Raw genomic sequence first — 12,319 nt, forward strand, 5'->3', positions numbered from 1 at the left:
CGTGGGCGAGCAGATCGAGGATCTGCAGCCCTTCAACGCGCGCGCCTTCGCCCGCTCGCTGGTCGGACTGGAGGACGCGTGACCGTATCGCCGAAAGCAAAAGGCTGGATTCGCGCCGCCGTCGACTACGGCGCGCCGCTAAGCTTCATGGTCGCGTTCCTGATCACCCGCAACGCCGTGACGGCGAGCTGGGCGCTGGTCGGCGGCGCGGCGGTGGCGCTGCTGGTGGGCTATGTGGCCGAGCGGCGGATCGCGCCGATGCCGCTGATCGCCGGCGTCGCGGCGCTGATCTTCGGCGGCATGACGCTGATCTTCCACGACGAGCGGTTCATCAAGATCAAGCCGACGGTGCTGAACCTGGGCTTCGCGGCGTTCCTGCTGGGCGGGGTGGCGACGCGTCGCAACCCGCTGAAGGCGCTGCTGGGCGAGACCCTGCGCATGCCGGACGACGCCTGGCGCACCCTGACCCTGCGCTATGGGATCTTCTTCCTGTGCGTGGCGGTGCTGAACGAGGCGGTGTGGCGCACTCAGTCCACCTATGTCTGGGCCTGGTTCCGCTTCCCGGGCCTGCAGATCCTGGCGATCCTGTTCTCGCTGACCCAGGCGCCGCTGATGATGAAGCACGCCAAGGCCGCCGACGAGGAAGCGCCAGCCATTCCGCCGCCGCCCACGGAGTAGACGCTCGCACCGCCCACGGACGATCCGTCGCTAAACCGCAACAATAGGCGCGTAGGCTGAAAGTCCCGATCAGGAGACGTCAGCCATGGCCGCCGCGAAAGGCAAGTTGGGGGGCAAGTCTGGCCGCAAATCCGTGGTCGCCGCGCTGGAGCGCTCGCCCAGTCACCTGCTGCATCGCGCGTTGCAGCTCGCGCTCGACATCTACGCCGAAGAAGTCGGCGACTCCGCGCTCACCCAGCGCCAGTACGCCGTGCTGGCGGCGGCCGCGGCCCACGAAGGCGCCACCCAGACCGACCTCGTCAGGATCACCGGCATCGACCGCTCCACCCTGGCCGACATGGCCGCGCGGATGATCGGGCGCGGGTTGCTGGAGCGCGAACGTTCGCAACTGGACGCCCGGGCCAACGCCGTGACCATCACCGACCACGGCCGAGCGGCGCTGGAGGATGTGCAGCCGAAGGTCGCGGCCGCAGATGCGCGACTGCTGAAGTTGATCGCGCGCAACAGCCGGCGCGAGACGTTCCTGGAACTGCTGGGCGAGCTGGTCACCGCTGAGCCGGCGGCGCCGGCCAGCGAACCCGCCAACGACGAAGCCAAGGCGCCCAAGGCGATGAAGCCGTCCAAACCTCCCAAGACCGACAGCAAGAAGAAGAAAAAGAAGGCGGCCTAGGCGGAGTCGGCGACGCTTGCCGCCAGTCGGCCCGGCGCCGACAAATAGCCGCCGCGTCGACTGAGGACTGCTGCGTCACCTTCAAGCTGGAAGCCTCGCCATGACCCCCACGATCACCGCCTTTGAACGGTCTCCGGATCGTGGCAGGGGCCTGGCGCGCGACATGCGCGTGCGCTGGGCGCTCGAGGAGGTGGGCCAGCGCTACGACGTTCGCCTGATGTCCTTCGAGGCGATGAAGCAGCCTGCCCATCTCGCACTGCATCCGTTCGGCCAGATTCCAACCTATGAGGAGGGCGATCTCGCCCTGTTCGAGACGGGAGCGATCGTCTTCCACATCGCCCAGCACCATGCCGGCCTGTTGCCGGATGACGCCGACGCCCGAGCGCGCGCCGTGACCTGGATGTTCGCCGCGCTCAATACGGTGGAGCCGCCGGTGCTTGAGCGCGAAATGGCCAGGCTTGTGGAGCGCGACAAACCGTGGTTCGAGGCGCGCCTGCCGATCCTCGAGGACCGCATAACCAGCCGCTTAGGCGCGCTGTCCGATCGCCTGGGTGACGCCGACTGGCTCGACGGCGACTTCACCGCCGGCGACCTGCTGATGGCGATGGTCCTGCTCAGGCTGAAGGGCTCGGACCTGCTCGGCAGATATCCGAACCTGGTCGCCTATCTCGCCCGCGGCGAGGCGCGGCCCGCCTACCAGCGCGCCTTCGCCGCCCAGCTGGCGGTCTTCACCAGCCAGCAATCGGACGGCTGATGACTGCGTCAGTAACCCGCGCCGCGCGCCGTCTGCTCAGCGCCGACACGGGGTGAAGCGTCGATGGCCTGGGCGATGATCCGCAGTGCGTCGTCCACATCGCGCTCGGTGATATCCAGATAGAAGACCGCGCGTATCGCATCCGCGCCCGAGGGCAGCATCCACAACCCGCGCTGGTGCGCCTGATCGACCAGGCCGCCCGCAGCGACATGGGTCAGCCGGTAGCGGACGATGTTCGACTGCACGCTCGCCGGGTCGATCTCGATGCCGTCGATCTGCGCGAGGCCCTGGGCGAACCGCGCGGCGAGACCGTGAGTCTCGCCAAGCCGCGGGCGATGGTGCTCCAGGGCATGCAGGGCGCCCGCCGCGACCAGCCCCGCCTGGCGAAAGCCGCCGCCGAACATCTGCTTGAAGCGACGCGCCCGGCTGACGAAATCCGCAGGTCCCACCAGGCAGGACCCCATCGGCGCGCCCAGCGCCTTCGACATGCACACACTTACCGTGTCGAACGATCGCGCATAGTCCGCCTCGGACACGCCGGTCGCGGCCGTCGCATGCCACAGACGCGCGCCGTCGAGGTGGGTCGCCAGCCCGTGTCGCCGACCCGCCGCCGTCGCCGCCTCCACCGCTTCGAGCGGCCAGATCGCGCCGCCGCCATTGTTGTGGGTGTTCTCCAGGCACAGCAGGCGCGCCGGAGCGGTCACGGTCGTCGGGAAGAAGCGGTGCGGAACCCCGATCACGGCGTCGATGTCGGCGGGCGTGAAGATGCCTCTGACGCCCGGCAGCGGCCTGGGCAGCACGCCGGAGAACGCCGCCACGCCGCCGTTCTCCAGGACGTAGACGTGGGCGGCCTGGTCGAACAGCACGGCGTCGCCCGGCTGGGTATGGGTGCGGACGGCGACCTGGTTGGTCATCGTGCCGCTGGGCATGTAGACGGCGTCTTCCTTGCCCAGGATGTCGGCCACCGCCGCCTCCAGCGCCTTGACCGTCGGATCGTCGCCATAGACGTCGTCGCCAACCTCGGCGTCGGCCATCACCCGTCGCATTTCGGGCGTGGGGCGGCTGCAGGTGTCGCTACGCAGGTCGATCATCGCACGCCCCCGTTCGGGCCCAAGCAGGCCTCGGCGAGGCCCAATCTAGCGCGCCGATGTCACGAAGACAGCGCCATGAGCTCAGGATGCGGCCCGACATAGCGCGCCCGGGGTCGGATCAGCATGCCGCCGGCGCCCTGCTCCAGGGCGTGGGCGATCCAGCCGGCGACGCGGGCGGTGGCGAACAGGGCGAACGGAGCATCGGCGGGGGCGGAGATCGCCTGGGTCATCGCAGCCAGGGCGAAGTCGATGTTGGGCGCTGCGCCCGTCGCCTCGTGCACGGCCGCGCTGAGGGACTGGGCCGCCGCGGCCGGCGTGAACCGTCCGAGCAGCGCCTGGGCGCGAGGATCGCCGTCCTGATACAGCGGATGGCCGAACCCGGGGATCGCCCGGCCCTCGGCGAGGCGCGCTGTGACCGCCGACTGCGCGCCGTCCCGCGCCGCGTCGGCCAGCAAGGCTGCGACGCCGGCTGCAGCCCCACCATGCAGAGGTCCGGTGAGAGTCGCCAGGCCCGCCAGCGCGCAGGCGGCCAGCGACGCGCCGGTGGACGCCGCGACGCGGGCGGCGAAGGTCGAGGCGTTGAGCTCGTGGTCAGCCAGCAGCACCAGGGCGCGGCGGATCAGGTCGGCGCCGAGCGCGTCCACGTCCCAGGCGGAGGCCAGCCGCAGATGGATAGAACCTGGGCCGGAGTCGCCAGCGACCGCCTGGGAGACGGCGTCCAGCAGGTCTTCGGCCTCGAGCCTCAAGGCGGCGGCCTGCCGACCGAGCGCCGGTCGGTCGCTCGCCGCACGGGACGCGAGCAGGTTGAACGCCCGGGCCTTCAGCCCGCCCGCCAGCATTGACCGCAAAGGCGTCGGCTGGCGCGCGGACGACGGGGCGTTCCACAGCAGACGCGCGACGGCCTCCAAGGTCTCGGTTTCGGCCAACACCGCCGCATCACGTCCGCGATAGAACAGCCGTCCGCCCACGACCGTGGTGATCGTCGAGTCCATCACCGGCTCGCCCCAGGCGATGGCCCCGGCCGCCACCTCCGACCGCTTGCGCCCGCGGGTGCGGCGTTCGATCAGCGCCGCGAGGTCCACCGCGCGATAGAGGCTGCGGCGTGGGTCGCCAGGATCGGCGCGCACCTGCACCCGGCCGCGGCTGACATAGGCGTAGAGCGTCTGAGGTCGCACGCCGAGGCGTTCGATGGCGGCCTGCGCGGTAATCCAGTCTTCTGACATTGATTATATTGATCAAGATTGACGAACCGATCGTGCGACAGATGATGGACGGGCACAAGCGAGAAGGAGCCCGCCATGTCCGAAGGCCTCGACGATGTCGTCGCCGCCCGCACCGTGTTGTCGGAAGTGGACGGCGCGGCCGGCCGGCTGGTGATCCGCGGACGCTCGCTCGACGACCTGGCCAGCCGGGCCAGTTTCGAGGACATCGCCCATCTGCTGTTCGACGGCTTCTTCGATGACCTCCCGCGCGATCTGCAGCGACCGCTGGGAGAGGCGCGGGCCTCGGTGTTCGCCCACGCCGCCGCCGTCGGCGAGCTCAGTGGACTGGATCCCGTGGAGGCGATGCGGGCGCTAACCGCGCGGCTGCGCGACGGCGACGACCTCGCCACTGCGCTGAGGCTGCTGGCCGCGCCTGCGGTGTTCATCGCAACCGTCCTGCGCGCCCGCGCGGGCGAAGCCCCGGTTGCGCCCGACCCTTCCCTGAGCCACGCCGCCGACATCTTGAGGATGACCCACGGCCGGCCCGCTGGTCCCGGCCAGGCCGAGGCGCTGGACGCCTATCTGGTGACCGTCTGCGACCACGGACTGAACGCCTCGACCTTCGCCGCCAGGGTGATCGCCTCGACGCACGCGGGCCTGACCTCGGCGGTGCTGGGCGGGATCAGCGCACTCAAGGGTCCACTGCATGGCGGCGCGCCGGGCCCGGTGCTGGAGATGCTGCGCGGGATCGGAGAACCGGCGAACGCCCGTCCGTGGCTTGAGGCGGCGCTGGCCCGCGGCGAGCGCCTGATGGGTTTCGGACACCGGATCTACCGGGTGCGCGACCCCAGGGCCGACGCCCTGAAGGCGGCCGTGCGCAGGCTGGGCGCGTTGCAACCGGACGCGTCAGGCCGTGTCGCCCTGGCCGAAGCGGTGGAGGCCGCGGCGCTGGCGATCCTCAAAGACCGCAAGCCCGACCGGCCGCTGGAGACCAACGTCGAGTTTTACACCGCCCTGCTGCTGGAGGCGGTCGGCTTCCCGGCGGACGCCTTCACCGGCGTATTCGCCATGGGCCGCGTGGCGGGCTGGATCGCCCACGCCCGCGAACAGGTGGCGCAGGGTCGGCTGATCCGTCCGCAGTCGGTCTATGTCGGCCCGCAGCCAAAGGCCGCTTGAAACTCAGGCTTCCGGCACCTCGACGACGCCCGCGCCGCCGGCCTCGTCGCCCCAGGCGAGGCGGCGGTGATCGGCGGTGATCGCCAGCGCAGAGATCGCCGCGCCCTTCTCGGCTTTCACCGTGTCGATGCGCCGCCCGGTCAGGTCGCAGACCCACACCCGTCCGTCGTCCAGCCCGGCGGCCGCCCAGGTAGCCCCAGGCGTCGCAGCGGCCCGGGTCACCAGGGCGGATTCGTCGAAACCGATTTCGGCCGCTTCCTTGCCCATCGGCCCCGTGGAGCCGCCGAACGGCCAGATCACCAGGCCGTTGGCGCCCGAGGTGACCATTAATTGTCCCTTGGAGCAGAACGCCAGGCTGCGGACCTTGGCCGGGTAGCCGCCCATTCGCATGTTCTTCTCGTCGGAGACCCGCCAGCCGTGCAGCTGGTTCTCCTGCATGGACGAGATCAGGAACTTGCCGTCCGGGCTCCAGGCCGCGCCGATATGGCTGCCGGCCCAGTTCAGCACCGCCGGCTTCTGCTCGGCGATCCGCGCGTACCACAGGCGCAGGCCGTTGTAGGTCGCCGCCGCCACCCGCCGGCCCTTGGGATCGAAGGCCACGTCGGCGATGGACCGCTCGTGCGGAAACAGTCTGGTGAAGCCGGCGTCGGCCACGTCGCGCATGTGCAGGTCGCGCCCCGCGGCGAAGGCGACCAGGCCCGACTGGGGGCTGGCCGCGATCGCGTCGATCCAGCGGCCTTTGACCTCGGCGACCTGTTCGGCCCCGCTCGACCGCGACCAGACCACACGGCCGTCGTCGCCGCCTGTGAGCATCCCGTCGCCCGACGGGTGCAGGCAGGCGGACAATATGGCGCCGTCGTGCGCCTGGACGCTCTCGCCGCCCTCGAACCGGACGGTGCCGTCGCCCAGGGCGAAGCAGGCGCGCTGGGCGCGGTCGAAGGCGGCGGCGGTGACGAAGGCGTCGAATTCAGAGATCATCGCCATGCCATAGCCGGGCCTTCAGGGGCTTTCCAGGGCGCCGACGCACGGCGTGAACCCCGCCGGGGCGATCTGGTCTTTACTTTCTGAAAATGACTTGCGAATGGTCTCGCGAACGGATGACGGGCGAAACTACGCGCCGTCGCAGGGAAGGAACTTCATATGGGTGCGAAGCTGGGCGGTGGGGGCGGCGGCTCCAAGTTCGACCTCGGCCAGAACAGCGACATCAACGTCACGCCCTTCGTGGACGTGATGCTGGTGCTCCTCATCATCTTCATGGTGGCGATTCCCGCCGCGACGGTGTCGATCAAGCTCGACCTGCCGCCGGCCATCCCGCCGCCCCCGGGCGCCAAGGTGAAGGAGCCCACCCTGATCAACATCCAACAGGGCGGCGTGCTGTTCATCGGCGAGAAGCCGACGACGCTCGACACCCTGACCGGCGACCTGGAACGCGAACTGATCGCCAACGACGAGCCGTCCTCCGGCCCGGACGCGCGGGTCTACATCCGCGCCGACCGCACGGTCCGCTACGGCGAGTTCATGGCCGTCATGAACAACCTGCAGTCGGGCGGCTACTACCAAGTGGCGCTGATCAACGAAGAGCTCTGAAGCTCGGCGACGACAACCTGACATCAGAAAGGCCCGCCGGGAAACCGGCGGGCCTTTTTCTTTGGGGCGCTTGCAGCTGGTCAGCGATCCCCTCCAACCCCGCTCACCCCGGCGAAAGCCGGGGCTCAAGCTGAGCTAGCGGTTTGCGCGCCGAGGGCCCGCTTGGGTCCCGACTATCGTCGGGATGAGCGGGTGAAGGATCAGGCCGCGCAGGCCTCGAAGCCTTCGCGCAGGGCCGCCTCGTCGAGGTTGCGGCCGATGAACACCAGTCGGCTCTGACGCACGCGGCCCTCGCGCCACTCGCCCTGGAAATCACCCTCCAGGATCATGTGCACGGCCTGGAACACCAGCCTGCGGTCTTCGCCGGCGACGTCGAGGATGCCCTTGGCGCGCAGGATGTCCGGCCCTTGGGCCTGCAGCACCTCGTTCAGCCAGGTGGTGACCTTGTTGGCGTTGATCGGCTTGTCCAGGGTCAGCGAGATGCCGCGGATGCCGGCGGCGGCCGCGTGGTCCTGATGGTCGTGATGATCATGATCGTGGTGGTCGTGCTCGCAATCCTCGTCGTGCACGTGGCCCGCCTCGCCGTGCGCCGGGTTGAGGAACTCCGGCTCCAGCTCGGTGATCCGCGCCAGGTCGAAGCCGCCGCGGCCGAGGATCGCGTCCAGGGGCACGTTCGAGCGCTGCGCCCGGTGGATCGGGGCCAGCGGATTCAGCCGGCGGATCGAGGCCTCGACGGCGGCAAGCTCGGCTGGCGTCACCAGATCGGTCTTGTTGAGGATGATCTGGTCGGCGAAGGCGATCTGCTCCACCGCCTCACGGGAGTCGGCCAACCTGAGCGGCAGGTGCTTGGCGTCGACCACCGTGGTGACGCTGTCGAGTTGCGTGCGGGCGCGCACGTCCTCGTCGACGAAGAAGGTCTGCGCCACCGGGCCGGGATCGGCCAGGCCGGTGGTCTCAACGATGATCGCGTCGAAGCCGCCCTTGCGCTTCATCAGGCCTGAGAGCACCCGGATCAGGTCGCCGCGCACCGTGCAACAGACGCACCCGTTGTTCATCTCGAACACCTCTTCGTCGGCGCCGACGATCAAGTCGTTGTCGATGCCGACCTCGCCGAACTCGTTGACGATCACGGCGTAGCGCTTGCCGTGGTCCTCCGAGAGGATGCGGTTGAGGAGCGTGGTCTTGCCGGCCCCGAGGTAGCCGGTGAGCACGGTGACGGGGGTTTTGTCGGTCATGGGCGTCATCTAGTCATCGCAAGGGCGAGTGGAAACCTCGCGGGCCCAGATTGACCCGCGCGGCGTGGGCGTTACAAGATAACATCGCTCATCGCCGCCCGAGATTTCCTTGATCCCCATCGATCCCACGCCCGGCGCGGCGGACACAAGCCCGCAGGCCGCGCCAGCGCGCATGGACGCCTTCCGCGCCGATCGCGTCTATCTGGGCGCAGACCACGCGCGCAACGAACGCCGCACCTGGATCGTCACCGCGATCTGTGCGGCGACCCTGGCCGCGCAACTCATCGGCGGGCTGGCGTTCAAGTCGATGGCCCTGACCGCCGCCGGCCTGCACATGGCCGCGCACGTCGCCGTGCTGCTGGTCGCCGCGCTGGCTTATCGGGTCTCACGCCAGCGCAAGGACGACCCGCGCTATGCTTTCGGCACCGGCAAGATCGGCTTCCTGGCCGGCTTCGCCAACGCCGTGGTCCTGGCCGCCACGGCTTTCCTGATCGCCTTGGAGAGCATCGAGCGGCTGATCGAACCTGCAGCGGTGGACTATGACTCCGCCCTGCCTCTGGCGGCCGCCGGCCTGGTGGTGACGATGGTCTGCGCCTGGCTTTTGAAGCCCGCGCGCGCCGCCCATGACGGCGACGGCGACCTCAATCTGTCAGCGGCCCACCTGCACCTTTCGGCCGACGCCCTGGTGGGCGTGCTGACGCTGGCGGGACTGGCCGCCGGCCGGAGCCTCGGCTGGAGCTGGGCCGACCCGGCCGCAGGCCTCGTGGGAGCAGCCCTGGTGGCGCAGTTCGCCTGGAGCCTGCTGCGCCGCACCGGCGGCGTACTGCTGGACATGAACCCAAGTCCGGCGCTGGTCGCCGAGATCCGCGCGCGGCTGCAGGCGCAGGGCGAGCGGGTGGTCGACCTGCACCTGTGGCGGCTCGGCCCCGGCCACCATGCCGCGATCGTCGTGCTGGAGGCCGCGCAGCCGCAGGACGTGCAGGCCTATCGCGCGCGGCTGGCGGGCCTTGCGGGCCTCAGTCACCTGACGATCGAAGTGCGCCGCGCCTGAGTCCCGAGTTGGCCCCGCGTCCGTTGACTTGGGCCGGCCCCCCTGTATAAGACCGCGCTCTCGCCCGTGGGACCGCTCGCGGGCGCAATACTTTTTGCAAATACATTCTGTAAGGCGCGAACGATGTACGCGGTGATCAAGACCGGCGGCAAGCAGTACCGGGTCCAACCCGGCGACGTGCTGGTGGTCGAAAAGCTGGACGGCGAACCCGGGGCCGACGTGGCCTTCGGCGAGGTGCTGATGCTGGGTGACGGCGCGGCCGTCACCGTGGGCGCGCCGACCGTCTCGGGCGCCTCGGTGAACGCCACCCTGATCGAGACCCGCAAGGGCCTCAAGGTGAAGATCTTCAAGAAGACTCGCCGCCAGGGCTATCGCCGCACCAGGGGCCACCGCCAGTTCGAAAGCGTGCTGCGCGTCACCGGCATCACCGGCGACGGCAAGAGCGCCAAGTGGGACGGCACGGTCGACCTGACCACCAAGGCGGTGATCGACGCCCGCGCCCGTGGACTGGCGCTGCGCGACGACGTCACGCCGACCAGCGTCGCCGAAGAGGCGCCGCAGGTTGAGGTCGAAGCCGTGGCCGCCGACGCCGCGACCGAGACCGTCGCTCCCGCCAAGAAGGCCGCGCCCCGCAAGGCCGCCGCCCCCAAGGCGGAAGCCGGCGAAGCCAAACCCGCCGCCAAGAAGCCGGCGGCCAAGAAGACGGATACGGACGCCGAATAAGGCGTCCAGCAGGACCTAGGAGAGCACCATGGCTCACAAGAAATCAGGCGGCTCCTCGCGCAACGGGCGCGACTCGGCTGGTCGCCGCCTCGGCGTGAAGAAGTTCGGCGGCGAAGCAGTGCTCGCCGGCAACATCATCGTGCGCCAGCGCGGCACCAAGTTCTTCCCGGGCGACAACGTCGGCATGGGCGTGGACCACACCCTCTTCGCCACGGCCCAGGGCGCGGTGAAATTCGTCACCAAGCGCGACGACCGCACCTACGTGAACGTGGTGACGCCGGCCCCGGCGAACGCAGACTAAGCGGAACCCTCATTGCCGGTTCCGCCCTACTTATTGGCGGACCGGACAGACGACCTCAGCGGGGAGTCCGGACGCCGGACTCCCCGCTTTTGTTTTCTGAAAAGGCCCTCCGAGAAGGGTCGGGAGGTTCAAGACCATGTGTGCGATCGAACTGGAGCCGGTCATCCGCACAGCGCGGCTGCGGCTGCGCAAGCCCCGCCGCAAAGACGCCGACAGGATCGCGGCGCTGGCCAACGACATCGACGTCGCGCGGATGACCACGCGCATGCCGCACCCCTACGGCCTGGACCACGCCGAGACCTACCTGGACAGCATCGCGGGCCGCGATCCGTCGCGTGAGGCGCTGTTTGTCGTCGACCACGAGGACGAGGGCCTGATCGGCATGCTCGGCTTCCACCCCAACGAGCTGGGGCGCGCCGAGCTGGGCTACTGGCTGGGTCGTCCCTACTGGGGCCAGGGCTACGCCACCGAAGCTGCGTCCGCGGCCCTCGTGTGGGCGTCCAAGGATTGGCGTCGGCGGATGGTCGTCGCAGGGCACTTCGCCGACAATCCGGCGTCCGGCGAGGTGCTTTGCAAGGCGGGCTTCCTCTACACCGGCGAAGTCCGCAAGCTGCCCAGCGCGGCGCGCGGCGAGCCGGTTCCCGCGCGGATGATGGTGTGGCTCGCCTGAGCTGCGCCTTGAGGGCCATAGGGCGCGGAAGGCCTCCGCGTGCTATGGCCTTCAGCCATAGGACATAGAAGACCGCGATGAAGTTTCTCGACCAGTGCAAGATCTACATCCGCTCCGGCGACGGCGGCGGTGGCGCGGTCTCGTTCCGACGTGAGAAGTACATCGAGTACGGCGGTCCGGACGGCGGCGACGGCGGCAAGGGCGGCGACGTCTGGATCGAGGCGGTCGAGGGCCTCAACACTCTGATCGACTACCGCTACCAGCAGCATTTCAAGGCCCAGACCGGCGGCCACGGCATGGGCCGCAACCGCCACGGGGCCAATGGCGAGGACGTGGTGATGCGCGTGCCGGTCGGCACCGAGGTGCTGGACGAGGACCGCGAAAGCGTCATCGCCGACCTGTCGCGGGCCGGCGACCGGTTGCTGTTGGCCAAGGGCGGCAACGGCGGCTGGGGCAACACCCGCTTCAAAGGCCCGATCAACCAGGCGCCGCGCCGCGCCAATCCCGGCCAGGAGGGCGAGGAGCTGACGCTCTGGCTGCGGCTGAAGCTGATCGCCGACGTGGGCCTGGTGGGCCTGCCCAACGCCGGCAAGTCGACGTTCCTGGCGGCGGCTTCGGCGGCCAAGCCCAAGGTCGCGGACTATCCGTTCACCACGCTCACGCCCAACCTCGGCGTCGTCGACCTGTCGACCAACGAGCGCTTCGTGCTGGCCGACATCCCCGGCCTCATCGAGGGCGCATCCGAGGGCGCCGGCCTGGGCGTCCGGTTCCTGGGCCATGTGGAGCGCACCGCCGTGCTGATCCACTTGGTCGACGGCACCCAGGAGGATGTCGTGCACGCCTGGCGCACCGTGCGCGCCGAGCTGGAGGCCTATGGCGAGGGTCTCGAGGACAAGTCCGAAATCCTGGCCCTGAACAAGGTCGACGCGCTCGACCCCGAGACCCGGGCCGCCCGCGCGGCGGAGCTGGCGAAGGCCGCCGGCGTCCAGCCGCGGCTGGTGTCCGGCGTCTCCGGCGAAGGCGTGATCGAGGTGCTGCGGGCGTCATGGGCGCAGGTGCGCGCCCGCCGCGCCGAAGCGGCCGGTCCCGGCGAGGTGGAGGCCTGGGCGCCGTGAGCGGCCTGGAGACCGCCAAACGCATTGTCGTCAAGGTCGGCTCGGCATTGCTGATCGGCGAGGACG

Annotated in this window: 15 protein-coding genes; 11 read left to right on the forward strand and 4 right to left on the reverse strand. The window is 69.7% G+C overall.

Annotated elements, in window-relative coordinates; genetic code table 11:
* The 4 genes from Q8M88_RS14135 to Q8M88_RS14150 all read left to right on the forward strand — a co-directional run.
* Positions 1-82 (forward strand): hypothetical protein (locus Q8M88_RS14135; RefSeq protein ID WP_305597811.1); only part of this gene is annotated, 82 nt, incomplete at its 5' end.
* Positions 79-678 (forward strand): inner membrane-spanning protein YciB, encoded by a 600-nt coding sequence (locus Q8M88_RS14140; RefSeq protein ID WP_305597798.1) that lies wholly within the window; start codon positions 79-81, stop codon positions 676-678. The genes Q8M88_RS14135 and Q8M88_RS14140, both read left to right, overlap by 4 nt.
* A gap of 85 nt (positions 679-763) precedes the next feature.
* The gene (locus Q8M88_RS14145) at positions 764-1,348 is read left to right on the forward strand and encodes a MarR family winged helix-turn-helix transcriptional regulator (RefSeq protein ID WP_305597799.1); all 585 of its coding nucleotides are present in this window, start codon (positions 764-766) and stop codon (positions 1,346-1,348) included.
* Positions 1,349-1,448: 100 nt separating this feature from the next.
* Entirely contained in the window at positions 1,449-2,102 is a 654-nt protein-coding gene (locus tag Q8M88_RS14150) for a glutathione S-transferase family protein (RefSeq protein WP_305597800.1), read from the forward strand.
* Positions 2,103-2,110: 8 nt separating this feature from the next.
* On the opposite strand, the gene Q8M88_RS14155 is transcribed toward Q8M88_RS14150, so the two are convergent.
* Together Q8M88_RS14155 and Q8M88_RS14160 are read right to left on the reverse strand one after the other, a co-directional pair.
* On the reverse strand, positions 2,111-3,193 hold the full coding sequence (locus Q8M88_RS14155) for a low specificity L-threonine aldolase (protein ID WP_305597801.1): 1,083 nt from the start codon (positions 3,191-3,193) through the stop codon (positions 2,111-2,113).
* 59 nt (positions 3,194-3,252) lie between these two features.
* Entirely contained in the window at positions 3,253-4,416 is a 1,164-nt protein-coding gene (locus Q8M88_RS14160) for a citrate synthase (protein WP_305597802.1), read from the reverse strand.
* Positions 4,417-4,491: 75 nt separating this feature from the next.
* Between Q8M88_RS14160 and Q8M88_RS14165 the strand changes: the two genes are divergently transcribed.
* The gene (locus tag Q8M88_RS14165; protein ID WP_305597803.1) at positions 4,492-5,571 is read left to right on the forward strand and encodes a citrate synthase/methylcitrate synthase; all 1,080 of its coding nucleotides are present in this window, start codon (positions 4,492-4,494) and stop codon (positions 5,569-5,571) included.
* A 3-nt stretch (positions 5,572-5,574) separates the two neighbouring features.
* Here the strand turns inward: Q8M88_RS14165 and Q8M88_RS14170 are convergent, their stop codons facing one another.
* The gene (locus Q8M88_RS14170) at positions 5,575-6,549 is read right to left on the reverse strand and encodes a WD40 repeat domain-containing protein (RefSeq protein ID WP_305597812.1); all 975 of its coding nucleotides are present in this window, start codon (positions 6,547-6,549) and stop codon (positions 5,575-5,577) included.
* Positions 6,550-6,711: 162 nt separating this feature from the next.
* Here Q8M88_RS14170 and Q8M88_RS14175 point away from each other — a divergent pair, with 162 nt between their 5' ends.
* Positions 6,712-7,158, forward strand: a complete 447-nt coding sequence (locus Q8M88_RS14175) for a biopolymer transporter ExbD (RefSeq protein ID WP_305597804.1) — start codon at positions 6,712-6,714, stop codon at positions 7,156-7,158.
* A gap of 200 nt (positions 7,159-7,358) precedes the next feature.
* On the opposite strand, the gene Q8M88_RS14180 is transcribed toward Q8M88_RS14175, so the two are convergent.
* Entirely contained in the window at positions 7,359-8,402 is a 1,044-nt protein-coding gene (locus tag Q8M88_RS14180) for a GTP-binding protein (protein ID WP_305597805.1), read from the reverse strand.
* 100 nt (positions 8,403-8,502) lie between these two features.
* Between Q8M88_RS14180 and Q8M88_RS14185 the strand changes: the two genes are divergently transcribed.
* From Q8M88_RS14185 to obgE, 5 genes are all read left to right on the forward strand, one after another.
* Entirely contained in the window at positions 8,503-9,444 is a 942-nt protein-coding gene (locus tag Q8M88_RS14185; RefSeq protein ID WP_305597806.1) for a cation diffusion facilitator family transporter, read from the forward strand.
* 123 nt (positions 9,445-9,567) lie between these two features.
* Positions 9,568-10,167: a 50S ribosomal protein L21 gene (gene rplU, locus Q8M88_RS14190; RefSeq protein ID WP_305597807.1), complete on the forward strand. Its 600-nt coding sequence runs from the start codon at positions 9,568-9,570 to the stop codon at positions 10,165-10,167.
* 28 nt (positions 10,168-10,195) lie between these two features.
* Entirely contained in the window at positions 10,196-10,468 is a 273-nt protein-coding gene (gene rpmA / locus Q8M88_RS14195; RefSeq protein WP_305597808.1) for a 50S ribosomal protein L27, read from the forward strand.
* 136 nt (positions 10,469-10,604) lie between these two features.
* Entirely contained in the window at positions 10,605-11,138 is a 534-nt protein-coding gene (locus Q8M88_RS14200; RefSeq protein ID WP_305597809.1) for a GNAT family N-acetyltransferase, read from the forward strand.
* A gap of 77 nt (positions 11,139-11,215) precedes the next feature.
* Positions 11,216-12,253, forward strand: coding sequence for a GTPase ObgE (gene obgE, locus Q8M88_RS14205; RefSeq protein ID WP_305597810.1), 1,038 nt, complete (start codon positions 11,216-11,218; stop codon positions 12,251-12,253).
* Positions 12,254-12,319 lie beyond the last annotated feature (66 nt).

It is taken from the genome of Phenylobacterium sp. (genome assembly GCF_030693805.1).
Classification (GTDB): domain Bacteria; phylum Pseudomonadota; class Alphaproteobacteria; order Caulobacterales; family Caulobacteraceae; genus Phenylobacterium.